This window comes from Hydrocarboniphaga sp. (assembly GCF_028291725.1).
Taxonomy (GTDB): Bacteria; Pseudomonadota; Gammaproteobacteria; order Nevskiales; family Nevskiaceae; genus Hydrocarboniphaga.
The window spans coordinates 23,876-48,516 of sequence record NZ_JAQGNT010000025.1 but is presented as its reverse complement, the minus strand read 5'-3'; the positions used below and the strand labels follow the sequence as shown (position 1 = coordinate 48,516).

At 66.5% G+C, this 24,641-nt stretch carries 22 protein-coding genes; 16 read left to right on the top strand and 6 right to left on the bottom strand.

Translation table 11 applies throughout. The features are described from left to right. Positions 1-4: 4 nt before the first annotated feature. The 12 genes from JWQ90_RS06705 to JWQ90_RS06650 all read left to right on the top strand — a co-directional run bounded on the left by JWQ90_RS06705 (position 5) and on the right by JWQ90_RS06650 (position 13,246). Positions 5-304: a phosphopantetheine-binding protein gene (locus JWQ90_RS06705; protein ID WP_299691091.1), complete on the top strand. Its 300-nt coding sequence runs from the start codon at positions 5-7 to the stop codon at positions 302-304. 190 nt (positions 305-494) lie between these two features. Beyond that, complete coding sequence (locus JWQ90_RS06700; RefSeq protein WP_299691090.1) at positions 495-1,676, top strand: glycosyltransferase; 1,182 nt, start codon at positions 495-497, stop codon at positions 1,674-1,676. A 4-nt stretch (positions 1,677-1,680) separates the two neighbouring features. Next, positions 1,681-2,475, top strand: a complete 795-nt coding sequence (locus JWQ90_RS06695) for an alpha/beta hydrolase (RefSeq protein WP_299691087.1) — start codon at positions 1,681-1,683, stop codon at positions 2,473-2,475. Then, the gene (locus JWQ90_RS06690) at positions 2,472-3,806 is read left to right on the top strand and encodes a hypothetical protein (protein ID WP_299691083.1); all 1,335 of its coding nucleotides are present in this window, start codon (positions 2,472-2,474) and stop codon (positions 3,804-3,806) included. The genes JWQ90_RS06695 and JWQ90_RS06690 overlap by 4 nt, the downstream gene beginning before the upstream one ends. Further along, positions 3,803-5,017, top strand: coding sequence for an efflux RND transporter periplasmic adaptor subunit (locus tag JWQ90_RS06685; RefSeq protein WP_299691080.1), 1,215 nt, complete (start codon positions 3,803-3,805; stop codon positions 5,015-5,017). Before JWQ90_RS06690 ends, JWQ90_RS06685 begins: the two co-directional genes overlap by 4 nt. Then, positions 5,014-5,706, top strand: coding sequence for an ABC transporter ATP-binding protein (locus JWQ90_RS06680; protein WP_299691077.1), 693 nt, complete (start codon positions 5,014-5,016; stop codon positions 5,704-5,706). The genes JWQ90_RS06685 and JWQ90_RS06680 overlap by 4 nt, the downstream gene beginning before the upstream one ends. Next, on the top strand, positions 5,706-6,872 hold the full coding sequence (locus tag JWQ90_RS06675; protein ID WP_299691074.1) for an ABC transporter permease: 1,167 nt from the start codon (positions 5,706-5,708) through the stop codon (positions 6,870-6,872). Before JWQ90_RS06680 ends, JWQ90_RS06675 begins: the two co-directional genes overlap by 1 nt. Positions 6,873-7,029: 157 nt before the next feature. Next, complete coding sequence (locus JWQ90_RS06670; RefSeq protein WP_299691071.1) at positions 7,030-8,202, top strand: ABC transporter permease; 1,173 nt, start codon at positions 7,030-7,032, stop codon at positions 8,200-8,202. Continuing rightward, on the top strand, positions 8,183-9,412 hold the full coding sequence (locus JWQ90_RS06665; RefSeq protein ID WP_299691069.1) for a hypothetical protein: 1,230 nt from the start codon (positions 8,183-8,185) through the stop codon (positions 9,410-9,412). Before JWQ90_RS06670 ends, JWQ90_RS06665 begins: the two co-directional genes overlap by 20 nt. 26 nt (positions 9,413-9,438) lie before the next feature. Continuing rightward, complete coding sequence (locus JWQ90_RS06660; RefSeq protein ID WP_299691067.1) at positions 9,439-10,833, top strand: TolC family protein; 1,395 nt, start codon at positions 9,439-9,441, stop codon at positions 10,831-10,833. Between the two features lie 180 nt (positions 10,834-11,013). Continuing rightward, positions 11,014-12,249 (top strand): lipid IV(A) 3-deoxy-D-manno-octulosonic acid transferase, encoded by a 1,236-nt coding sequence (gene waaA, locus JWQ90_RS06655; protein WP_299691064.1) that lies wholly within the window; start codon positions 11,014-11,016, stop codon positions 12,247-12,249. A 13-nt stretch (positions 12,250-12,262) separates the two neighbouring features. Next, entirely contained in the window at positions 12,263-13,246 is a 984-nt protein-coding gene (locus JWQ90_RS06650) for a ligase-associated DNA damage response exonuclease (protein WP_299691061.1), read from the top strand. Positions 13,247-13,317: 71 nt separating this feature from the next. Here the strand turns inward: JWQ90_RS06650 and rarD are convergent, their stop codons facing one another. Beyond that, positions 13,318-14,271, bottom strand: a complete 954-nt coding sequence (gene rarD, locus JWQ90_RS06645; RefSeq protein WP_299691058.1) for an EamA family transporter RarD — start codon at positions 14,269-14,271, stop codon at positions 13,318-13,320. A 161-nt stretch (positions 14,272-14,432) separates the two neighbouring features. Between rarD and gcvA the strand changes: the two genes are divergently transcribed. The 4 genes from gcvA (at position 14,433) to JWQ90_RS06625 (ending at position 18,316) form a co-directional block, all read left to right on the top strand. Further along, a complete protein-coding gene (gene gcvA / locus JWQ90_RS06640; RefSeq protein ID WP_299691055.1) occupies positions 14,433-15,365 on the top strand; it encodes a transcriptional regulator GcvA in 933 nt (310 codons plus the stop codon). Positions 15,366-15,462: 97 nt separating this feature from the next. Further along, on the top strand, positions 15,463-15,675 hold the full coding sequence (gene csrA, locus JWQ90_RS06635) for a carbon storage regulator CsrA (RefSeq protein WP_299691052.1): 213 nt from the start codon (positions 15,463-15,465) through the stop codon (positions 15,673-15,675). Between the two features lie 18 nt (positions 15,676-15,693). Further along, positions 15,694-16,686: an enoyl-CoA hydratase/isomerase family protein gene (locus tag JWQ90_RS06630; RefSeq protein WP_299691049.1), complete on the top strand. Its 993-nt coding sequence runs from the start codon at positions 15,694-15,696 to the stop codon at positions 16,684-16,686. A 106-nt stretch (positions 16,687-16,792) separates the two neighbouring features. Continuing rightward, positions 16,793-18,316 carry an NAD(P)/FAD-dependent oxidoreductase gene (locus JWQ90_RS06625; RefSeq protein ID WP_299691046.1) on the top strand — a complete coding sequence of 508 codons (1,524 nt, stop codon included), beginning with the start codon at positions 16,793-16,795 and terminating at the stop codon, positions 18,314-18,316. Between the two features lie 24 nt (positions 18,317-18,340). On the opposite strand, the gene JWQ90_RS06620 is transcribed toward JWQ90_RS06625, so the two are convergent. From JWQ90_RS06620 to JWQ90_RS06600, 5 genes are all read right to left on the bottom strand, one after another. Further along, positions 18,341-18,898 carry an isoprenylcysteine carboxylmethyltransferase family protein gene (locus JWQ90_RS06620; RefSeq protein WP_299691043.1) on the bottom strand — a complete coding sequence of 186 codons (558 nt, stop codon included), beginning with the start codon at positions 18,896-18,898 and terminating at the stop codon, positions 18,341-18,343. A gap of 14 nt (positions 18,899-18,912) precedes the next feature. Continuing rightward, positions 18,913-19,923: a hypothetical protein gene (locus JWQ90_RS06615; RefSeq protein WP_299691040.1), complete on the bottom strand. Its 1,011-nt coding sequence runs from the start codon at positions 19,921-19,923 to the stop codon at positions 18,913-18,915. Then, the gene (locus JWQ90_RS06610) at positions 19,916-20,530 is read right to left on the bottom strand and encodes a DJ-1/PfpI family protein (RefSeq protein WP_299691037.1); all 615 of its coding nucleotides are present in this window, start codon (positions 20,528-20,530) and stop codon (positions 19,916-19,918) included. The genes JWQ90_RS06615 and JWQ90_RS06610 overlap by 8 nt, the downstream gene beginning before the upstream one ends. After that, entirely contained in the window at positions 20,527-21,171 is a 645-nt protein-coding gene (locus JWQ90_RS06605) for a LysE family translocator (protein ID WP_299691035.1), read from the bottom strand. Before JWQ90_RS06605 ends, JWQ90_RS06610 begins: the two co-directional genes overlap by 4 nt. 344 nt (positions 21,172-21,515) lie before the next feature. Continuing rightward, on the bottom strand, positions 21,516-24,410 hold the full coding sequence (locus JWQ90_RS06600; RefSeq protein WP_299691033.1) for an FG-GAP-like repeat-containing protein: 2,895 nt from the start codon (positions 24,408-24,410) through the stop codon (positions 21,516-21,518). Between the last annotated feature and the right edge of the window lie 231 nt (positions 24,411-24,641).

Below are 24,641 nucleotides of genomic sequence, written 5' to 3'. Positions count from 1 at the left end.
ACTCATGAGCAGCCGTAATGACGAAGTGCTGGACCTGGTGATCGCGAAGATCCGCAGCACCATCAACGAAGACTGGATCCAGGATTTCGAGATCGAACCCGAGACTCGTTTCAACGACGATCTCGAACTCGAGAGCATCGAGTTCGTGAAGATCGCCGACGCGATCCAGGCGCACTACGGCACCCAGCTCGACATCGTCGGCTGGCTGTCGGGCAAGAGCATCCAGGAGCTGATCAGCCTGTCGGTGGGCGAGCTGGCCGAGTTCATCAGTGGTGCGGTTGCCGGGAGCGGTGTCGATGCCTGATGCAAGGTTCGACGCGGAACCGGCCAGCTCCTTCCCCCGCACGCGGGGGAAGGTTGGGATGGGGGCGAGACGACAGCGCCGCGCCTTCACGCCCCCACCCGCGTTTGGCCCTCGGCCAGGAGTGACTCAATGTCACTCCTGGCTAAGCCAAACGCCCTCCCCCGCAGGCGGGGGAGGGAGAGCTTAAGACATGGCCCGCATCCTGTTCACCGTGCCGCCCTTAACCGGGCATCTGAACCCGGCGCTGGCCGTGGCCGATGCGCTCGAGCGCCAGGGGCACCAGATCGCCTGGGCGGTGCACGCGGCGCAGATCGGCTCCAAGCTGCCGGACGGCGCGCGCGTCTATGCGCTCGACGACGGCGAGCCGGCAGCGGACCTCGGCAGCAGCACGCCGCAGGTGCGCGGGCTCGAAAGCGTGCGCGTGTTCTTCGAGGACTACGCGCTGCCGCTGGCGCAGCGCATGCTGGCGCCGATGGAAGCGGCGGTGCGCGACTTTGTGCCGGAGGTGATCGTCGTCGACCACCAGATGCTCGGCGGCGCGCTGGTGGCGCGCAAGCTCGGCCTGCCCTGGGTCAGCCTGGTCACCACCACGGCCTCGATCCTGCGCATGTCGCCGGTGTTCGACGCCTGGGTCGCCGAGCAGTATCAGGCGCTGCAGCAGCGTTACCTGCCGGCGTCGCTGCACGTCGAGCGGCCGGATTTCTCGCCGTATCGCGTGCTGGTGTTCTCGGTGGACGTGCTGGTCGGCAACACGCATGCGCGTATAGCTGCGCCGTATGCCTTCGTCGGCCCGGCGCGTGGCGAAGGGCGTCGCGGTGTCGAGTTTCCCTGGGACTGGCTGCGCCCGGAGCGCCGCAGGATTCTGGTGTCACTGGGCACCGTCAGCCGCGACCGCGATACGCGCTTCTTCGAAGTGATGATGGCGGCGCTGCGCGAACTGCCGCAGCTGCAGGCGGTGATGGTGGCGCCCGCGCATCTGTCCGCGCAGGCGCCGGACAATGTGCTGGTGCGCGACTACGTGCCGCAGACCGAGCTGCTCGATCGTGTCGATGGCGTCGTCTGCCACGCCGGCCACAACACGGTCTGCGAAAGCCTGAGCCGCGGCCTGCCGATGATCGTGGCGCCGATCCGCGACGATCAGCCGGTGATCGCGCGCCAGGTCATCGACGCCGGCGCCGCGCTGTTCATGCGCCACGGCAAGGTCACGCCGCCGACCGCGCGCACGCTGATCGAAAAGCTGCTGGCAGACAGCACGCTGGCAGACAACGCGCGGCGTCTGTCGCGCGAACTGCTGGACGCGCCGGGCGCGGCCGGCGCTGCGCAGCTGATAGCGACGCTCGCGCTGGCACCGGCGCTGGCCGAGGTCGCCTGAACCCATGCACCACACCATCGCCGTGAACGGTGCACAGCTGTCATCGCTGGCTCTTGGCGCCGGCGACGGCACGCCGCTGGTGATGCTGCACGGACTGATCTCCGGCAACATGGCGAGCTGGTATTCGGCCTACGCGACGCCGCTGGCGCGCGCGCGCCGCGTACTGCTGTACGACCAGCGCGGACACGGCGACAGCAGTCTGCCGAGCGGCGGTTTCGATCTCGATGCGCAGGCCGCCGATCTGCTCGCGGTGCTGGCGCATCACGGCCATGCCGACACAGCGGTCGACATCGTCGGCCACAGCATGGGCGCGCTGATCGCGTTGCACTTCGCGCTGCGTCATCCGCGGCGCGTGCAGCGCCTGGTGTTGGTCGACGCGCCGATGCCGGCACGTGACCACGTCGCACCCAGCCTGCTGGGCGTGACGTCGCCCGAAGCGCTGGCCGCCTATGTCGACGCCGAGCTGCCGGCCAGCGGACGCCGCCGTGAGCGCCTGCTGAAACGTCTGAGCGCGCTGTTCTTCGGCTCCACGCTGATGCAGGACGTGCTGGCGATGAACGCCGAGCCCGACGCTGCGCTGGCCGCGCTGGATCTGCCGGTGCTGCTGGTCTACGGCCGCCGCTCGCCTTGCCTTGCGGCCGGGCACCGTCTGCAGCGCCTGCTGCCGCGCGCGCAGCTGGAACTGATCGACTGCGGCCATTACATCCCCGAAGAGGCGCCCGCGGCATTGCGTGCGCAACTCGATGCCTTTCTCTCCGTTGCGGTTCCCACCGCAGTTCCCGCCGAAGCCCTCGCATGAACGACTCGATCTCCCATTTCACGACCACGGTCACGGCCGCTGTCACGGCCACCGCGCCGGCGTCCGCGACCATCGATATCCCGAGTGACACACCGCCAAAGAAAGCCGCGCGCTATGTGCGGCCGGTATCGCCGCTGGAGCGCTACTCGCTGGTGCTCAACGAGGCCTACCGCTACCACGTCGACGGCATCGTCGAAGGCAGCGGCACGGTCAGCCGCGAGCAGCTGCAGCAGGCGGTCGACCGCGCCGCCGCAGCCAACCCGGCGATCCGCGTGCGGCTGCGCGGCTGGCTGCAGTATTCGCGCTGGGTCGACAGCGGCATTGCGCCGCAAGTGCGCCTGCTACCGACCAGCGAATGGGACGGCGGCAGCGAGCAGAACGCGCCGTTTCTGCTGGAACGCCTGCAGCCGATGCGCGGCGGCCCGGTGGCCGACGTGCTGATCGTGCCCGGCCGCGACGGCAAGACGCGGCTGGTGTTCCGCACGCTGCACGCGGCGATCGACGGCCGCGGCTTTCTGCACTGGGTCGCGGAGGTCTGCCGCGCGATGCGCGGCGAGCCGCTCGGAGGCTCGAACTCGGCACTGATCGACATCGACATCCAGCAGCAGCATGCGGACAAGGTGGCGCCGGAGCCGCCGGCAGCGCCGGCGCTATGCATCCCGGTGCTGGCGCCCTCGGTGGGCGGGCGGGCGCCGCTGGGCTATGTCTGGCGCCGCCTGGTCATCGACAACAGCGTTTCGCAGCTGCTGCCGAAAACCGCGGTGTTCCTCGCGCAATGGGCACGCCGGCGCGAACCCGGCGACGTCGGCTTCACGGTTCCGGTGGACTATCGCGGCCTGCGCACGCAGGAGATGGGTCTGGGCAATCTGACCGGCTACGTGCGCCTGACGGTGCCCGAGGATGCAACGCCGCGCAGCCTGATGCTGCAGTTCGGCCACAGCCTGCGCGCCTACGCCGACTGCCGCCAGATTCCCGGCATCCGCCTGCTGCTGAAGCTGCCGGTCTGGTACATGCTGCGCAAGGGGCGGCCGAACGTCGACAAGGCGCTGTACACGGTGACGCCGTCGGTGCCCAGCGGCGGCATCGTGTCGATGGGCAATGTCAGCGGCGACACTTATTCCTTCCCGGGCTTCGATGCGCGGATGATCTACGGCATTCCCGGCGCGGTCGGCAAGCTCAACGTGGTGTTCCTGAACTATCCGGACTTCACCGTGATCTCGTTTGCCGCGCCCGCCGCCTACAACCACGAAGGCCAGCTCGACGAGCTGATCGCTGCCTATTCCCGGCACTTTTCGAAGCAGTCGCCTGCGAACACGGAGCGTAGCGCTTGAACGAACTCGACCTGGGCAAGCTGCGCGTCGATCGCAGCGGCATCGCCCCCAAAGCCGGCAAGCGCCGCAAGTTCGACCGCCGCTATCTGTGGCTGCTCGGCGGCGCGCTGGTCGTCGGCTTTCTGGTACTGAAACCTTCGGTCACGCCGGTGCAGACCACGCAGGTCGTCAGCGCCTGGCCGTCGCAGCAATACCTGCTGCTGAACTCCACCGGCTACGTCGTCGCGCGGCGCAAGGCCGCGGTCGCGCCCAAGGGCACCGGCCGCGTCGAGTGGATCGGCGTCAGCGAAGGCGATCACGTAACCGCCGGCACCGTTGTCGCGCGGCTGGAGAGCCGCGACGTGCAGGCCAGCTACCAGGCCGCGACCGCCAACGCCGCGGTCGCGGCCGCCCAACGGCTAAATGCGCGCAACGATCTCGAAGATGCGCAGCGCAACCTCGACCGCGCCGACAAGCTGTTCGCCAAGCATCTGGTGTCGCTGCTGTACCTGCAGGAGGCCAAGTCGCGATACGCGCGCGCCTCGGCCGGCAGCGCCAGCGCCGCGGCGGCCGTCGACGCCGCACGCGCCAACGAGGCCTATGCGCGCAGCGGTGTCGATTACACGCAGATCAAGGCGCCGTTCGACGGCGTGGTGATCTCGCGCTCGGCCGACGTCGGCGACATCGTCACGCCGCTGTCGTCGGCGGCCGATGCCAAGGGCGCGGTGCTGGTGCTGGCCGACATGAGCCGGCTCGAAGTCGATGCCGAAGTCTCGGAATCCTCGCTGGCCTCGGTACATGTCGGCCAGCCCTGCGAGATCGTGCTCGACGCGTTTCCGGATCGGCGCTATCGCGGCGAAATCGCGGTGATCGTGCCCAAGGTCAACCGCGCCAGCGCTACCGTGACCACGCGCGTGCGCATCCTCGACAGCGATCCCGAAATCCTGCCGGACATGAGCGCGCGCGTCAGCTTCCTGTCGCAGCCGGCCGATGCACAGCAGCAGGCGGTGCTGGCGGTGAACCCGCAGGCGATCACCCAGAGCGACGGCCGCAGCTGGGTCTACGCGCTGGCCGACGGCGAGCGCGTGCGCGCGGTGCCGGTCACGGTCGGCGCGCTGCTGGGCGCGGTGCGCGCGGTCAGCGGCGAGCTGAAAGCCGGCGACGCCGTGGTGCTGGCGCCCGGCGCCAAGCTGCGCGACGGCGCGCGCATCAAGCGGACCGACGCGCCGTGACCGAGGCGCTGATCAGCATCCACAACCTGAGCAAGACTTATCGGCGCGGCAATCAGCCGGTGCCGGTGCTGCTCGGCATCGATCTGCAGATCGCGCAGGGCGACTACGTGTCGCTGATGGGGCCATCGGGCTCGGGCAAGAGCACGCTGCTGAACCTGATCGCCGGCATCGACAAACCCAGCGGCGGCACGCTGTTGATCGGCGGCGTCGACATCGCCGCGCTGGAGGAAGACGAGCTCGCGGCCTGGCGTGCCGGCAACGTCGGCTTCGTGTTCCAGTTCTACAACCTGATGCCGGTGCTCGACGCTTTCGAGAACGTCGAGTTGCCGCTGCTGCTGACCCATCTGAGCAAGGCCGAGCGCCGCGAACACGTCGAAATGGCGCTGGCGATGGTCGGCCTGCCCGACCGCATGGATCATCGCCCGAACGAGCTTTCCGGCGGCCAGCAGCAGCGCGTCGCGATCGCACGCGCGCTGGTCACCGATCCGACGCTGATCGTCGCCGACGAGCCCACCGGCGATCTCGACCGCAAGTCCGCCGACGACGTGCTCGATCTGCTCGACCGCCTCAACCGCGAACTCGGCAAGACCATCGTCATGGTCACGCACGATCCGCGCTGCGCGGCGCGCGCGCGCACCCGCATCCATCTGGAGAAAGGCGTGCTGCTGTCCCGCGGCGCCGAACACTGATGCAGGCCGTCTACGTGCTGCGCCTGGCGCGCAAGAACCTGTGGCGTCACCGCCTGCGCAGCCTGCTGACGATCGCCGGCATCGCGGTGGCGATCGTCTCGTTCGGGCTGCTGCGCACCGTGGTCGACTCCTGGTACGCCGGCGCCAGTCTCAGTTCGGCAGCGCGGCTGATCACGCGCAGCGAAGCCTCGTTGAGCTTTCCGCTGCCGGTCACGCACGCCGCGCGCATCCGCCGCGTCGCCGGCGTTGCCGCGGTGAGCTGGGCCAACTGGTTCGGCGGCGTCTATATCGACGACAAACATTTCTTCGCGCAGTACGCGGTCGACGCGGACAGCTACCTGGAGCTGTATCCCGAGTTCGTGCTGCCGCCCGAGCAGCGCTCGGCGTTCCAGCGCGACCGCCGCGGCGTGATCGCCGGGCGCAAGCTGGCGCGCAAGAACCACTGGCAGATCGGCGACACCATCGCGCTGAAGGGCACGGTCTACCCGGGCAACTGGAGCTTCATGCTGCGCGGCATCTACGACGGTGCCGACAGTAAAGTCGACGAGAACCAGTTCCTGCTGCACTGGGACTACGTCAACGAAACCATGCGCGCGCTGTTGCCCTCACTGGCCGACGGCGTCGGCGTGTTCGTGGTCAACATTCATGATCCCTCGCAGGCGGCCGAAGTGTCCGCGGCAATCGACAGCACGTTCCGCAACTCGCTGGCCGAAACCCGCACCGAGACACAGAAAGCCTTCCAGCTCGGCTTCATTTCGATGGTCGACACCATCCTGCTGGCGATCCAGACCGTGGCCTACGTGGTGGTGCTGATCATCATGGCGGTGATGGCCAACACCATGTCGATGGCGGCGCGCGAACGCACCCGCGAATACGCGACGCTGAAGGCGCTGGGCTTCGGCCACGGCTTCGTTTCGATGGTGATCCTCGGCGAATCGATGACGATGTCGCTGGTCGGCGGTGTGCTCGGCATTGCACTGACGTTTCCGGTCGCGCAGGCTTTTTTCAGCGCGACCCGCGACCTGTTCCTGGTGTTCCAGGTAGAGCCGCTGACGGTGCTGCTGCAGCTGGGCTCGGCGCTGCTGATCGGCCTGTGCTCGGCGATCGCACCGGTGGTCAACAGCCGGCGGTTGGTGATCGTCGATGGTTTGCGGGCGGTGGCATGAAGAAGCTGGCCCCGTGCTCACGAACCCTGAACCCCGGTAGGGCGGGAGGAGCGAAGCGTATCCCGCCTTTCGTGCCCGCCCCTGGCCGCGAAAGGCGGGATGCTCCCGCCCTACGTGGGGCGGAGAAGGGACTGGGCTGCTTGGTAGCGCCACTCGCATGAAGAAAGGTCTCTCACTCTCCTACGTCGCGCGCAACCTGGTCGCGCGCAAGCTGACCACGATCCTGACCGCGGCCGGCATGGCGCTGGTCGTGTTCGTGTTCGCAACCGTGCTGATGATGGCCGAAGGCCTGCGCCACACGCTCGGCGGCACCGGCTCGTACAACAACGTCGTCGTGATCCGCCAGGGTTCGCAGACCGAGGTGCAGAGCACGCTGACGCGCGAACAGGCGCGGCTGATCGAAACCCTGCCCGGCCTGGCCACCGGCGCGCACGGCGAGCCGCGCATCAGCCGCGAAATGCTGGTGCTGGTGAACCTGCCGCGCAAGAACTCGACCAGCCTCGCCAACGTCATCGTACGCGGCACCACGCCTACCGGCCTGGAGATGCGGCCGCAGGCCAGGATCGTGCAGGGCCGCGCGTTTCGCGCCGGCTCGTCCGAGATCGTCGTCGGCTCGGGCATGGCGCGCGGCAGCTTCGGCCTGCGTGTCGGCGACCGCATTGCCTTCGGCCTGCGCCAGTGGAACGTGGTCGGCGTGTTCGATGCCGGCGGCAGCGGTTTCGACTCCGAAATCTGGGGCGACGGCGAGCAGCTGATGCAGGCGTTCCGGCGCCAGGCCTATTCTTCGCTGATCGTCGGCCTGCGCGACAGCGGCAGCTTCGAGGCACTGGCCGAGGCGGTCGCGCGACAGCCCCAGCTCAAGGTCGACATCAAACGCGAGACGCAGTTCTACGCCGACCAGTCGGAGAACCTGGCCAACTTCATCGGCGTGCTCGGCAAGACCATCACCATCGTGTTTTCGATCGGCGCGATCATCGGCGCGATGATCACGATGTACGCCAGCGTCGCCAACCGCACGCGCGAGATCGGCACGCTGCGCGCGCTCGGCTTTCGCCGCGGCAACATCGTCTGGGCGTTTCTGCAGGAGGCGATGCTGCTGGGCCTGGCCGCTGGCCTCAGCGGCCTGGTCGCCGCGGCCTTCATGCAGCTGGTCGAGATTTCGACGACCAACCTGCAGACGTTTTCCGAAGTCGTGTTCAGCCTGATCCTGACGCCTCAGATCGCGCTCGACGTCCTGCTGTTCTCGGTATTCATGGGCGTGCTCGGCGGCGCGCTGCCCGCCTTCCGTGCTTCGCGACTGGAGATCGTCGATGCCCTCCGCTCAGTCTGAAATCCTGCCGGCATTGGCGCCGATCACGCAGATCGCGCGGCCACTGTCGACCGTCGAGTATTACCACAGCTGCGTCGGCCGGCATCCGCGCACACTGGAAGTGCAGCGCGAAATCTTCTTCGTGTTCGAAGGCGAAAACGATCTGCCGCCCGAGCGCTGGCAGCAGGCTCTCGATCTCGCGGCGGCGGCGAATCCCGGCACTCGCCTGCGCCTGCAGGGCGAGCGCCGCCGCGCTCGCTGGAGCAGCGACGGCCCGCCGCCGCGCCTGCGCGTGGTCGAGGCATGCCACTGGGACGCGCGCTCCTCGCAAGGCGCGGAGTTTCTGCGTGCGACGCCGCTGTCGCTGGAGGATGGCCCGAGTGTGGAGCTGATTCTGGCGCCGCGGGCTGGACTGAGCACGCTGCTGGTGCTGCGCACACCGCACGCGATCATGGACGGCCTCGGCGCGATGCATTTTCTGCAGGAGATGTTCCGCGCGCTGCGCGGCGAGCGTCTGCTGGGCAGCAACGCCGGCTACAGCGACGTCGAGCTGATGCGCAGCACCGGCGCGCGCGAATCGACGTCGAAACACTTTCGCACCTGCTGGCTCACCGGCGCGCCGCAGGGCACCGAGCAGGGCGACGACTGGCGCCGCATCGCGCTGGGCCGGCCGCAGAAAAGCCAGCTCGGCAAGCTGGCTGCGGCGTTCGCCGAGTTCGCTCATCGCCACAGCGATCTGCCGGCGCTGATCGCGGTGCCGGCGAGCCTGCGCCGGCACGCGCCGGGCCTGCTCTCGACCGGCAATTTCAGCAACATGATGCTGGTGCCGCTGGCCAAGGGCGATGGCGCAGACGCCTTCCGCACACGGCTTGAAGCGATGCTCGCACAGCGCATGGACGCGGTGTATCCGCCGATACTCGAAGCGGTGCGCTATCTGCCGCTGTCCTGGCTCGACCATCTGGTGTCGCGTACGCCGCGCAACTACCGCAAGCGCAGACCGATGGAGACCGTGGTGATCTCCAACCTCGGCCGCATCGATTCGGCCGACTACAGCGCGCCGGGCTTCCGCGCCGCAAGCCTGTGCGTGCTGCCGCTGGCCGGCAGTGCATTCGCCATTCTGACCTGCATGGACGGCCAGACCGAAATCACGCTCAATCTGCCGCGCGTGCTGTCCAGCGGCGGCCGCTTCGACGCGCTGGAAGCGCATCTGCGCGAACGTTTCGCCGACTGATCCTCAACCGAACTCAAACAACACTCATGCGTACCTTTCTTTACCTGATCTTCGTGTTGCTGCCGGTTGCGGCGCAGGCCGGCGACCTGCTGCGGCTGTACGACATGGCACAGCGCAACGACGCCGCGTTCAACACCGCGCAGCACGTCCGCGACGTGGCGCTGGAAAGCGAGCCCGCCGCGCGCGCGCTGCTGCTGCCGCAACTCGGCGCCAGCTACGACATGACCTTCAACGACTCCGATACCACGGTCAGCTATACCGATCCGACCCTCAACATCCCGGTGACGCTGAACCGGTCGAACCACGGCACCGACCGCAGCCTCAGCGTCAGCCTGAGCCAGCCGCTGTTCAACCTGGAAGCCTGGCGCCGGCTGCAGCAGGCCGGCGAGCAGACGGCGCTGGCGCAGCTGAGCTACCGCGCCAGCGAGCAGGCGCTGCTGCTGCGTGTGGCCAAGGCCTACTTCGCGCTGCTGTCGGCCAACGACGGCCTGCGTTCCGCAACGGCCGAGAAGGACGCGCTGCGGCGCCAGCTCGATCTGGCGCAGCAGAATCTCGAAATCGGCTCGTCCAGCTTCACCGATGTGCAGGACGTGCAAGTGCGCTACGACCTCAGCCTGGCCTCCGAACTCGACGCCGACCAGGCCCTGACCGAGGCCAGCGCCGCGCTGGAGGAGATCACCAAGGAGCCGCTCAGCCATATCGACGAAGAGCGTGTGCGCGTGGTGCCGCTGGCGGGCACCGAGCCGCCAGCGCCGCGGCTGGCCGCTCTGCGCGAGGACTTTCCGCTGCCGGCGCCGCAGCCGGCCGACGTCGAGCAATGGGTAGCGAACGCCACCATCGGCAACCTCGACGTGACCAGCGCACTGCTCAACTTCAACGTCGCCGCGCGCGGCATCGACGTGGCCAAGGCGCGCTATCTGCCCACGCTCGGCGCCAAGCTCGCCTATTCCGACTTCAAGACCGCCTCGGGCAGTTTTCCGACCGAGTCCAACGGCGCCGCGGTGACCGTCGGCCTCAGCGTGCCGCTGTACTCGGGCGGATCGGTACGCTCGGCAGTGCGCGCCGCCGAGGCGCTGCGCGATCAGCGGCTGTCGGAATACGACGGCGCCCAGCGGCTGGTGGAGCGCAATACCCGCAGCGCGTTCAAGGGCGTGCTCACCGGCGCGGCGCGAACCCGCGCCTACCAGCGCGCCGTCGCATCCAGCCGTTCGGCGCTCGAGGCCAGCCAGACCGGGCTGGAGATCGGCACGCGCAGCGCCATCGACGTGCTCGACGCCCAGCAGCAGCGCTACCGCGCCGAGCGCGACTACGAGCGTTCGCGCTACGACTACCTGCTTTCCATCCTGAAGCTCAAAGCGGCCGCCGGCTCGCTGAGCCAGCACGACCTGGCCGAAGTCGACGCGCTGCTGGTGTCACGCTGAGGAAGTCGCGGTAACTACGCATCATCCCGCCGGCGTGTAGGTTGGGGTGAGCGCAGCGAACCCCAACATTCGTCCGCGCTGATGTTGGGGTTCGCTGCGCTCACCCCAACCTACGCGGCTATCGCATATCGCGCGAGCGCGCTGCTTGCCGATTCCGGCGCGCCCTCGCATGCTGGCCGGATGCGTCTGCTCTACACCGCCCTGCTGTACCTGATCACGCCGCTGGTCCTGTTGCGTCTGCTGTGGCGCAGTCGCGATCTCGCCGACTACCGGCGGCGCTGGAACGAGCGCTTCGGCTTCGTTGCACCCGCGGACGAAGGCGTCGCGGTCTGGGTGCATGCCGTGTCCGTCGGCGAATCGCTGGCCGCGCTGCCGCTGATCCGCGAGCTGATCGCGCGGCACGGCGAGCGCTCGGTCTGGGTCACGACGACGACACCGACCGGATCGGCACGCGTGATCGCCGCGCTCGGCGAGCGCGTGCGCCATTCCTATGCACCCTACGATCTGCCCGGCGCCGTGTCGCGGTTCCTGCGCCGCACCGCGCCGCGCCAGGTCGTGGTCATGGAAACCGAGCTGTGGCCGAACCTGTTCCATCAGCTCGGCAAGCTCGGCATTCCGCTGATCGTGGCCAATGCGCGGCTGTCGCCGCGCTCGATGCGCGGCTATTCGAAAGTGCGCGGCTTCGCCGCCGCCACGCTGGCGCATTGCCGGGTCGCAGCGCAGAGCCCGGAGGACGCCGAGCGCTTCAAGGCGCTCGGCGCGCAGCGCGTATCGGTGATGGGCAACATCAAGTTCGACCAAGCGGTGCCCGACGCGCAGCTCGCCGCCGGCAGCGAGCTGCGGCGACGCATCGGGCCGCGCGCGGTGTGGATCGCGGCGAGCACCCACGAGGGAGAAGAAGAGGCGCTGCTGAAGGCCCATGTCGAGTTGCGCCGGCACCAGAGCGACGCGCTGCTGATTCTGGTGCCACGCCATCCGCAGCGCTTCGACGCGGCGGCGCGCAGCATCGAGCGCGCATCGCTGAGCTACGTGCGACGCAGCAGCAATGCCGATCCGGCAAACGCGGCGGTGCTGCTCGGCGACAGCATGGGCGAGATCTTTCTGTACTACGCGGCATCGGATGTTGCTTTCGTCGGCGGCAGCCTGATGCCGATCGGCGGGCACAATGTGCTGGAGCCGGCCGCGATCGGGCTGCCGGTGGTGTTCGGTCCGCACATGCACAACTTTCTGCCGGCACGCGACCTGTTGATCGAGCGTGACGCGGCGATTCAAGTGGAAGCCGAAACCGCCTTGGCGCCGACGATCCATCGGCTGCTCGGCGACACCGCGCTGCGGACACGCATGGGCGAAGCCGGCCGCGCGGCGATCTCCGCCAACCGCGGCGCCTTGCAGCGCCTGCTGCAACTGCTCGCGTAAAGCTCGACGCGAAATGGATCTGGTAGTCCCCACCGACAAGGGCCTGTACTGCCCCGCTGGCGACTTTCATATCGACCCTTCGCGGCCGGTGGAACGCGCGGTGATCACGCATGGCCATGGCGACCACGCGCGCTCGGGATCGAAGCGCTACTGGGGCGCGGCGCCGGGCCTGGGCCTGCTGCGCGAACGCATCGGCTACGGCGCCGGCATCGTGCCGCTCGCCTACGGACAGTGCGTCGACTTTGGTCCGACGCGCGTGTCGCTGCATCCCGCCGGGCATGTGCTCGGCTCGGCGCAGGTGCGCATCGAACACGACAACCGGGTCTGGGTCGTGTCCGGTGACTACAAGCGCGATCCCGACCCGAGCTGCGCGCCGTTCGAGGTCGTGCGCTGCGACGTGTTCGTCACCGAAGCGACTTTCGGCCTGCCGGTGTATCGCTGGCAGCCGACGTCGGAAATCGCGCAGGAGATTTTCGACTGGTGGCAGGACTGCAAGGCGCAGGGCCTGTGCGCGATCCTGCATTGCTACGCACTCGGCAAAGCGCAGCGCATCCTCGCCGAGCTGATGCGCCACAGCCATGAGACCGTGTATCTGCATGGCTCGATGACCAAGCTGGTCAAGCTCTATCGCGACGCCGGAGTCGCGATGCTGCCGACCGACGCGGTCGGCAACCAGCCGAAATTCTTCGACTGGAGGGGCCGCCTGCTGCTGGCGCCTCCGGGCGCCGGCGGCACGCCATGGATGCGGCGCTTCCGCCCGCATTCAACCGCGCTGGCATCGGGCTGGATGCAGGCGCAGAACTCGAGCCGTCGCCAGGCCTACGACCGCGGCTTCGCCTTGTCGGATCACGCCGACTGGCCGTCGCTGCTGCGCACCATCCAGGAAACCGGCGCCGCGCGCGTGCTGGCCATGCACGGCAATACCGAGGCACTGGTGGCCTGGTGCCACGAGCAGGGCATCGCGGCCGCGCCGCTGCAGACCCACGTCAACACGTAGGTCGGCAATCCCTTGCCGACGTGAGGCCGCGATTGCGCATCGGGCATTCAAGTCGGCAAAGGATTGCCGACCTACGAGCCTGCCTCGGCCGCGACGATGGCCGATAGCGGGCGCGGAGTCCGGCCGCGCCACAAACCGTCGATCGCGAAGATCACCAGGCCCAGCCAGATCAGGCTGAAGCCAATTGCCTGCACCTGCGTGAACGGCTCCTTGAACACCAGCAGCGCGGTCAGCAGCTGCAGGCTGGGCGCGAAGTACTGCAACAGGCCGATCGTGCTCAGCTGCACGCGGCGCACGCCGAACGCGAACAGCACCAGCGGCACCGCCGTCACCAGGCCGCTGGCGATCAGCAGCAGATCGAGTTGCAGACCATAGTGGCCGAACACCGAGGTGCCGCGCACATACTCGAAAACCAGCCAGGCGAGCGCGAACGGCAGAATCATCACGGTCTCGACGCCGAGCCCGGCCACCGCGTCGACGACCACTTTCTTGCGCACGAAACCGTAAAGACCGAAGGACAGCGCCAGCACCAGCGCGATCCACGGCGGGCGCCCGACCTGCCAGGTCAGCCAGGCCACGCCCAGTGCTGCGAAACCAACCGCGGTCCACTGCTGGCGGTTCAGGCGCTCGCCGAGGAAGAACACTCCCAGCAGCACCGACACCAGCGGATTGATGAAATACCCGAGGCTGGATTCGACGACGTGGCCAGTGCCGACCGCCCAGACGTAGGTCAGCCAGTTGATCGTGATCAGCAGCGCCGAGGCGAACAGACGCGTACGCGTGCCGGCATCGCTCAGCGCACGGCGTACCTGGTGCAGCTCGCCGCGGACACCCAGCCAGCCGAACACGAACAGGCAGCACCAGGCGACGCGGTGGGTCATGATCTGAAACACCGGTGCCTGGTGCAGCATCTTCAGATACAGCGGCAGCAGGCCCCACATCGCGAAGGCGCCGATAGCGGAGAACAAACCACGCCGATCGGTGGCAGTTATTGCAGTAGCGGTGACGGGCTGACTCTGGCTCATTGACATCGCCTCTGCCGCGATTCGCGGCGAGTATCGGAAAGCTGGCGGGGCTTTCCTGGGCGCGCATTGTGGATGGGCCGCAGCAAAAGCGGAATCGAAGCTTGCTGGCCTGCGCCGTGAGTGGAATTCACAGAACCCGAGCGCGCGCTATGCTTGGCGCCATGTCCCTGCGCCTTCCTCCCCTGCAGGCGCTGCAGGCTTTCGAAGCCGCGGCGCGCCACCAGAGCTACACCCGAGCGGCGGAAGAACTCGCGCTGACCCACGGCGCGATCAGCTACCAGATTTCGGCGCTGGAAGACCGCGTCGGCACCAAACTGTTCCGCCGCGAACGCAACCGCATGCTGATGACCGACGCCGGCCGCCTGCTGCTGGCGAACGTGCGCCAGGGCCTGATGCTGCTGGAGCGCGCCTTCGACACGCGCGTGCCCACCGAGCGCCGCGTGTCGCTGACGCTGAGCACGCTGCCGTCGCTGGCGCGCTGCTGGCTGGTGCCGCGGCTGCTGGACTTCCAGTGCGCGCATCCGGACATCGACCTGCTGGTCGACCCCAGCGGCGCGCTGGTCGACCTGGAACACGACGGCGTCGACATCGCGATCCGCTACGGTGGCGGCGGCTGGTCGGGCGTGCAGCAACAACTGCTGATGGACGAAGAACTGTTCCCGGTCTGCAGTCCGCGCTATCGCGGCGGGCATCTGCCGCAGACGCCGGCCGATCTCGCCGACTGCCATCTGATGCACAACCCCTGGCAGCCCTGGGAGCCCTGGTTCCATGCTGCGGGCCTGTCGCTGCGCGAGACCGCGCGCGGCGTCAGCTACACCGACTCGGCGCTGCTGCTGGACGCGGCCGCGGCCGGACAGGGCATCGTGCTGGCGCGCCGCGCACTGGCCTGGCGCGATCTGGCGGAAGGGCGGCTGGTGCGGCTGTTCGAGGTTTCGATTCCGGATACCAGTCGGTATTACCTGCTGTGGCGCCACGATCATCCGCGCCTGGCGGACGTGCTGCGCCTGCGCGATTGGCTGCTCGCACAAGCCACCGCCGCGGACCCGCCCCTGGCATCGGTTTCGTTATTTTTACCGGGCGCGCCGGCGACTTAGAGGTGCCATACTTGACCGGGGTGTGGCGTTCGTATTGAAACGCCGCCGGGGAAAGCGGCAACGGCGATAGACCGATGTCCGTCGACAGGAAAACAGTATGCTGATTCTGACCAGACGAGTGGGCGAGAGCGTCATCATTGGCGAGGACGTCGAGGTGTCCGTGCTCAGCGTCAAGGGCAGCCAGGTCCGTATCGGCATCAAGGCTCCCAAGGGCATCGCCGTGCATCGCCAGGAGATCCTGACGCGAGGCGTCACCGACCATGCGCTGCCCGCCGTTGCCGGCGACAAGGTCACGCCGAAAGGCAGCTAGTTTCCCTCGCCCGCCCTCATGCGCCTTATCGATCCGGATCAGGCCAGGGCCTTGATGGGCGATCCGGCGGCGATGCCGGGATCGCTGTCCGGTGCTCCCTACCTGCTGCTCGATCTGCGCCAGGCGGGAGCCGCCGCGCATTCCGAAATCGCCGACTGGCTGACGACGCTGCCCTGCCCGGTCATCGGCATCGGCGATCCGCTCGGGCAAGCCGCTTCGGAGTTGGCGAGCGCCTGCGATGTGACGCTGGAAAGCGAGCCCGAGGCGGCAACGCTGATCGGCAACATCCAGCGCTGGCCGCTGGCCTCCACGGTGCTGGTGCAGGTGCTGCGCAGCATCCAGACGCTGCCGCTGGCCGCGGCACTGGCCGTCGAATCCCTGGCCTACGGCTGCCTGCAGCAGGGCGCCGAATTCCGCGGCTGGCTGGCCGCGCGATCACCGGTCGCGATGCCGGCCGCCGAGCCCGGGCCCGCCGTCGAGATCGATCGCGACGGCGGCGAAGTGCGACTGATCCTGAACCGTCCGCTTCATCACAACGCGATGTCGGTGGAGATGCGCGACGCGCTGGTCGAAGCGCTGCGATGGATACGCATGGACGACAGCGTGATCCGGGTCCGGCTGAGCGGCCGCGGCCGCTGTTTCAGCACCGGCGGCGAACTGGCGGAATTCGGCACGGCACCGGACCCGGCAACGGCGCACAGGGTCAGAAGCATCGCGCTGCCGGGCCGCGAACTGGCACTGTGCCGTGATCGCGTCAGCGTCGAGGTACACGGCGCCTGCATCGGCTCGGGCATCGAATTCCCGGCTTTTGCTGCAGACCTGCAGGCACGGAGCGACGCCTTCTTCCAACTCCCCGAACTGCGTTATGGGCTGATCCCGGGCGCTGGTGGCTGTGTCAGCATCAGCCGCCGCATCGGCCGCCAGCGCACCGCCTGGATGGCGCTGTCGGGGCGCCGCGTGTCGGCAAGGCAGGCCAAAGACTGGGGCCTGATCGACCGGCTGATCGGCTAGCTGCCGAGCCCGCCTGCGCTGTCGCTGCGATCTTGACATCAATCGTTGTCACAATTAGTGTGACATCAGACGTTGTCAGTTTCCGCACGGCCTGAAGGAACGCACCATGGGCATTTCCGAAACGCTTTCGAACCCGGCTCCGATCGGCTCCCAGCCCGACTACGAGACCGCGATTGTCGGCACCGGCTTTGGCGGCCTGGCCATGGCAATCAAGCTGCGCGAAGACGGCCAGAACAGCTTCGTGGTGATCGAGCGCGGTGCTTCGGTCGGCGGCACCTGGCGCGACAACCAGTACCCCGGCGCCGCCTGCGACGTGCCCTCGCACCTGTATTCGTTTTCGTTCGCGCCCAAGGCCGACTGGTCGCGCGTCTACCCGACGCAGCCCGAGCTGCACGCCTACCTGCGCAAGATCGCCGACGAGCATCGGCTGCTGCCGAACATCGCGTTCGACAGCACGCTGACCGGCGCCGCCTTCGACGAGGCCCGCCAGCTGTGGCGCGTCGAGGTGAGCTGCAACGGCGTCACGCGCCGCTTCACCGCGCGGGCGCTGGTGCTCGCCAACGGCAGCCTCGCCGAGCCCAAGCTGCCGGATGTGGCCGGCGTCGAGAAGTTTGCCGGCAAGACCTTCCATTCCTCGCGCTGGGATCACCACTACGATCTGGCCGGCAAGCGCGTCGCGGTGATCGGCTCCGGTGCCTCGGCGATCCAGTTCGTGCCGGAGATCGCGGACGGCGTCGGGCATCTGGACGTCTACCAGCGCACGCCGAACTGGATCATCCCGCGCCCCGACCGGCCTTACTCGGAGCGACTGAAAGCGCTGTTCGCGAAACTGCCGATGCTGCGGCGCGTGTATCGCAGCTTCATCTACTGGGCGCATGAGGCGCGCGTCTTCGGCCTGGTGCTGAACCCGCAGTTCATGAAGCTGTTCCAGAAAATCGCCCAGCGGCACATCAATCGCCAGGTCCGCGATCCGGCGCTGAAACGCAAAGTCACGCCGGACTATCTGATCGGCTGCCGCCGCATCCTGATCTCCAACGACTGGTATCCGGCGGTATCGCGTGCGAACGTCGACCTGGTGACCGAGGGCATCCGCGAAATCCGCGAGCACTCGATCATCACCACCGACGGCGTCGAGCGCGAAACCGATTGCATCATCTTCGGCACCGGTTTTTACGCCACCGAAAACCCGATCGGTGCCGTCATCCACGGCCGCGGCAATGCGACGCTGGCCAGCGAGTGGAGCAACGGCGAGGAGGCCTACCTCGGCACGCTGGTGAAGAAATTCCCCAACCTGTTCCTGATCGTCGGCCCCAACACCGGCGTCGGCCATACCTCGATGGTGTTCATCATCGAAAGCCAGGTCGCGATGATCCGCCGCCTGCTGGCCCGTCTGCGCCGCAGCGGCAGCGGCACGCTGGAAGTCCGCGCCGAAGTGCAGGACGAATTCAACCGCCGGCTGCAGGCGCAGCTGAGCAGATCGGTGTGGTCCACCGGCTGCAAGAGCTGGTACCAGCACCGCAGCGGCAAGATCACCGCGCTGTGGCCCGGCTTCACCTTCAGCTTCCGCCGCCGGACGCAAGCCGTCGGCGAACGCGACTATGTACTGGAGAAACCCGTCGCCATCGCGTAGGTCGGCAATCCCTTGCCGACGTGCTCACCAGATCCCGGGAATGAGCCTTCTGGTGCGAGCGGCATACCCAATGTAGGCCTCGCCCAGCGCCGATGTCAGCGCGGCTTCCTCGATCGCGATGCGGCGCAGAAACATCCCGGCAATCGGCAAGGTCACCAACGCCAGCGAAATCCAATTGCCGAGCGCGATGCCGTAGCCGACGAAGGCCAGCAGCGCACCGGAGTACGAGGGATGCCGGACCCAGCGATACGGCCCGCTGTCGATCACCCGGTGATCGGTGGCGATCGCGACATTCACCGTGAAGAAACGGCCCAGGTACAGGATCGCGTACCAGCGCAGCGCCAGACCGAGCGCGAACAGCCCGATGCCGAGCACATGCCAATGCAGCAGCAAGGGCGACTGCAGCCGCGGCGCTGAATATGCGACGGTGATGCCGGCGAATACACAGCTGCCGATTCCCGGCCACAGCCAGACCAGCGATTGCCGGTCCGCGTCGCGCGTGGAGCGCCCTGCCCGCTTGAAGATCAGCAGCCCGAGTTCGGACAGCCCGTAGATCATTCCCATCAGATCAAGAATGCGCACGGCGAGCCTCGTCGCTATCCCCGGCCCGTCGGGCGTGAAACCGGCAGCCGCGCCTGCATCCCCAAAGGCAGTCGGCGCAGCACGAACGCGCGACTGCGATGCCAGAACGCCGACAGCAGCAGCAGCGCCGAGCCGATCGCCAGCGCGGTCACCGCAAAACCCAGGCTGACCACGCCGTATTCCTTGAGCAGGGCGCTGAAGGTGTATAGCACGTAGGCCAGCGCGGAGACCATCAGCGCACGCCGATCGATCGCCAGCGACACCAGCGCGATGAACACGTACAGCGCCACGACCGCCACCGCCTGCACCAGCTGCGTATGCCCGCTGGCCACACCCAGCGCGGTGAACACCGGATGCACCAGCAGCGGCGCCGCCAGCAGATGCAGCCAGAACGCGACGTCGGAGCGCCGCGTCAGCCGCCGCGTGTCGGCCGCGTCCCAACGCATCGCCAGCGCGAACACCGCGATACCGGCGACGAACAGCAGCAGCGGCAACAGGCGCTCCGCGCCCGGCACCGTGAGCATCAGCGCGACGACCATGCCGGTCGCCACCGCGGCGGTGCCGGCGGCCACCGTGATCGGCACCTGGAAGCGCCACCAGTGCAGCAGTGTCGCGACCGCAGTCACCGCACTGGCGACGCCGAAGCTCATATTGTTCTGGCCGAGTACCGCCGGCACCGCGATGAAGATGCCGAACACGAACGCCAGCAGCAACACGATCGCCGGCAGTGCCATATGCCGTTTGCGCACGAAGAATTCGGCCAGCAGCCACGCGAGCACCGACATCGCCAGGCCGCCGAGTGCCGGCATGCCGATCGTTGCGGTGATCCACTTCACCGATGCCAGTAACAGCACGCAGGCAATCACGACGAAGATGTCATTGAAGCCAGTGACGAGCCGGAACTGCTCGTCGTCGGCCGCCGCCTCGACATTGCGCTGCGCCGCATGCGCCCGAAACGCGGCGGCGGTTTCGGCGCTGATCACACCCGCCTCGATCGCCGATGCCAGATCGTCTTCGCTATACATGGTGTGTGTCCGCCTCGGGTGATGGATTCTCAGTCCAGTCGAAATCCAGCTGCCGCGCGGTCCTGATAGCCAGTTCGCGGTTCGCCAGGCGCTCGACCAGATGCAGGCTCATGTCGATGCCGGCCGAGATGCCCGCAGAGCTGACGATACGGCCATGGTCGATCCAGCGTACCCCTTCCTGCACATCGAGATTCGGGAAAGCCGACCGCAGATCGGCAATGTCTTCCCAGTGCGTCGTCACCTGGCCACCGCCGAGCAGACCGGCTTTCGCCAGCAGGAAGGCACCGGTACACACCGAGGCCGTGATCCGAGTCATCCGATAACAGTCGGCGATCCAGCGAATGATCTCCGGCTTTTCCAACTCGGCGCTGACGACACCGCCGGGGATGATCAGCAGATCGATGGCCGGATGCGCGGACAGCGCATGGTCCGGACACACCAGCAGCCCGGCACGCGCGCGTACCGGCTCGTCGCTGGCGGCGATCGTGAACACCTCGAACAGCGGCGCTTTCGCGACTCGCGCGGCGGTGGTGAACACCTCGTAAGGCCCGGCGAAATCCAGGACCTCGACGTTCTCGAAAATAAAAATGCCGACGCGGATCGTCATCGCGGCGCCAGCGCGAGCTTGATACCGAAAGACACGAACAGCGCACCGATCAGGCGATTGATCGTCTGCGTAACGAAGGCGCTGACGCGGATGCGCTGGCTCGCCAGCGCGGTGAACACCGCCAGAAAGTGACACCACAGCATGCCATTGAAGTTGAAGATACAGCCGAGCACGACGAACGCGAGCGCCTTGTTCGGCGCATCGTGTTCGATGAACTGCGGCACGAACGCCAGAAAGAACAGCGCGACTTTCGGATTCAGCACATTGGTCAGAAAACCCTGCAGATAAATCCGGCGATACGGCAGCGGTGCCGGCGCCACTGCAGGCGTCGCGGTGCTGGCCGCGCTGCCACGCTTGCGGCTCAGCAACATGCCGAGCCCGACGTACAGCAAGTAGGCGGCGCCGATCATCTTGACCACGGTGAACGCGGTAGCCGAGGTCGCCAGCACCGCGGACAGACCCAGCGCCGCACCGATGATATGCACGAAAGTACCACTGCCGATGCCCAGCGCAGCAGCCGAGCCGGCACGCCAGCCCTGGCCCGCGCTGCGCGCCATGATCAGCAGCGAATCCGGCCCCGGCGCGATATTGAGCAGCAGCCCGGAGACGATGAACAGCGCAAGGTCATGGATGCCGAACATGGCGAAAGCTCTCGAGGGCAAGGCGGCAGTATGCCATCGAGCCCGGCAGCGGCAGGCGCAGGCGAACCGGACGGCGCTGGCGAGAACCTATCGATTCCAACAACGCAACAACACCGTCATTCCCGCGAAGGCGGGAATCCAGCGGCCCGATTACCGAACTGAGCCCCGTAGGCTGGGTTGCAGCGCAGCGGAAACCCAGCATCTGGTCGACATACCACCAGCCGGGTTTCGTTCCTCAACCCAGCCTACTCGCTCGACCCCTCACTCAACCCGATGCAAGTTGCTGACATTCGCACCAAGAGGACGCGAGGAAAGCAGAACACACCACGCTTCCCCGCCCCTGCTCAGGGTGCCGTCGTCACACTGAACGTCGCAGCAGTTCCTCCCACATTGACGGTGGTCGAAGTCGTGGTCGCCGGCGTCTTGGAAGACTTGACCCGGACCTGGATCTTGTCGCCCGGAGACATCGAGCCTGCAACATCGGTCCAGGCGCCGGCTACGCCGCCAGTAGTGATCCGATATTGACCGCCGGTGATTGACACCGACGCCGTTGCGGTGTAGCCGGTGGGCGTGACTGTGTTGGAAACTACTGAGGTGTTCAACGCCACGTTGGTTTTTGGCGGGAAGCTAAAAGCGTCAGGTGAAATGTCATCGTCGTCCAGGATCTTGCCGTTTGCGCTGCTATTGCTCAGCGCTGCTGTGCTGCCAGGGGCGTTTAGCAGGACGGAGACAGTGTTGCTGCTGTAGTTCGCGACCGCGAGATCGGGGTGACCGTCGCCATTGAAATCGGCGGCGGTGATAGACATCGGTGTGATACCGGCACCATAGTTCATAGTAGCGCCAAAGCTGCCACCACCAGTGTTGAGCAGTACCGAGAAATTGTCGGCTTGGTTCGCGATCGCAAGGTCAGGGCGGCCATCACCATTGAAGTCGGCAGCTGAAACAGACTCGGGGTTGCCGCCTGCCACGTAGCTCACGGCATCGGCGAAGCCGCTGCCAATGTTGAGTAAGACATAAACGTATTCGCCTGCCACCGCGAGATCAAGGTGACCGTCGCCATTAAAGTCGGCAGCGGAGCTGGACCGTGGATAAGGACCAGCGCCATAGTTCACTGCAGAGGCGAATTTGCCGTTACCCTTGTTGAGAAGGACAGAGACGTTAGCGCTGTAGTTGTTCGCTACGGCAAGATCAGGGTACCCATCACCATTAAAGTCTGCAGCGGTGACAGACTTAGGATTGGAGCCTACAGCGTAGTTCTTGGCAACGGCAAAGCTGCCACTGCCGGTATTCAATAGAACAGAGACATTGGCACTTTCGAGGTTCGCGACCGCTAGGTCCATCCGGCCGTCGCCGTCGAAATCGGCGGCAGTGACAGACTGAGGATTGGAGCCCGCGTTGTAAGCCACGGCTGCAGTAAAGCTGCCTTTTCCAGTATTGAGCAGGACGTAGACGACCTCGCCCGCGACCGCGAGGTCGGGGTAGCCGTCGCCGTCGAAGTCGGCGGCGGTAACGAAGATTGGGCTGAATCCCGCGCGGTAGGTCCCAGCCGGAGCGAAGCTGCCGCTCCCTGTGTTGCGCAGGACCGAGACGCTGCCGCTGGTCTGGTTTGCGACCACAAGGTCGGGGCAGCCATCGCCGTCGAAGTCGACGGCGGTGACAGAGTGAGGGCTAGAGCCCACAGGGTAGTTCACCGTGTCTGTGAAGCTACCATTACCAGTGCTGAGCAGGATCGAAACGTTGCTATTGCCATAGTCCGCAACCGAGAGGTCGAGGTGACCATCGCCGTCGAAATCGGCAGCGGTGACGGATCTGGGAAGGGGCCCGGTGTCGTAGTTCACGGCGACGGCGAAATCGCCGCTGCCTACGTTGAGCAAGACGGAGACGTTGTTGCCGTCATAGTTCGCGACCGAGAGGTCGGGATGTCCGTCGCCATTAAAGTCAGCGGCAACGACGGACTGGGGATTGGAGCCCGCACCGTAGTTGACGGCGGCGGCGAAGCTTCCGCTGCCTGTATTAAACAGGACGGAGATGTTTCCACCGGCGGCCGCCAGATCGGTGTAACCGTCCCCGTTGAAGTCGGCAGCGGTGACGGAGGAAGGGCTGGTGCCCGTGTCGTATTTCACGATGGAGGCGAACTTGCCGTTCCCCTTGTTCAGCAGGATGGAAACGTTGGCGCTGTCAGAGCCTCCGCTGTTCGCGACGGCAAGGTCGAGGTGTCCGTCGCCGTTAAAGTCAGCCGCGGTGACGGATTGAGGATGGGAGCCTGCGTCGTAGTTCACAGAAGCAGCAAATTTACCGCTACCCTTGTTGAGCAGGACGGAGACATTGGCGCTGTCGCTATTCGCGACCGCAAGGTCGGGGCGGCCATCATCGTTAAAGTCAGCCGCGGTGACGAACTGGGGATTGGAACCCACGCCGTAGTTGACGGCGGCGGCGAAGCTTCCGCTGCCTGTGTTGAGCAGGACGGAGACATTGTTGCCGTCATAGTTCGCGACCGCGAGGTCGGGATGTCCGTCGCCATTAAAGTCAGCGGCGATGACGGACTGGGGATTTGGGCCCGCACCGTAGTTGACGGCGGCGGCGAAGCTTCCGCTGCGTGTATTGAGCAGGACGGAGATGTTTCCACCGGCGACCGCGAGATCCGTGTAACTGTCCCCGTTGAAGTCAGCAGCGGTTGTGGAGATAGGGCCGGGGACACTATACATTGGCGCAGCCAGAAACTTCGCCTCCGGATCATAGGCCACAGGCTGGCCCAGTTTCAGCTTCACCGTTTCATCGGCTTCGAGGTCCGTATCGCCCTTCACCGGCACACTGACGATGCCCTGGATAAATCCGGCCGGGATTCTGAGGCTGGCGTTAGCGGGTGGTGCGGTGTAATCGGTACCCGGCGTCGCGGTGCCTGGCTTGATGGTGTATGGCACGACGATGTTGCTGCTGCTGTCGCCGCTGCGCACCACGGCGAAGTCGAGGTTGGTCGTACCGCTATTGCCCTCCTTCACGGAGGTATTGTTGACACTGAGTTGCGCTTCACCCGCCAGCACGCTCAGCGGCAACAACAAGCCCGCGGCGAAAGCCAGCAGGCTTCGGGCCTTTCGATTCGCTGACCTGTGAACAGTGCACGTCCGGCCCAAGACGAACATCAAGAGGGGACTCAGCCAAGTTGCACGTCGCGTCGGGGCTCCGGGCAATGCGGCTTTATCGACAACGATAGGCCAGCGACCACCATTGACGATAGACATCCGGCGCCCCATTTTTTCCTGCCAGCGCCAAAGATTGGCGCTCAAGGCAAGAAAGGTACGGGCTCGGCATTACATGGCGCAACTTTTTGTAACACTGTGATGCTTGATCTTTGTGGATTACCTCTCACTACCAGCTCGCTTTACCGGTTTGGCATTCGAAACCAAGGGCGAGCAAGTAACTGGTTCGTCTGCCAGTTGCGCGGCAGCGTCCACGTTGGATTTAGCAGTGTC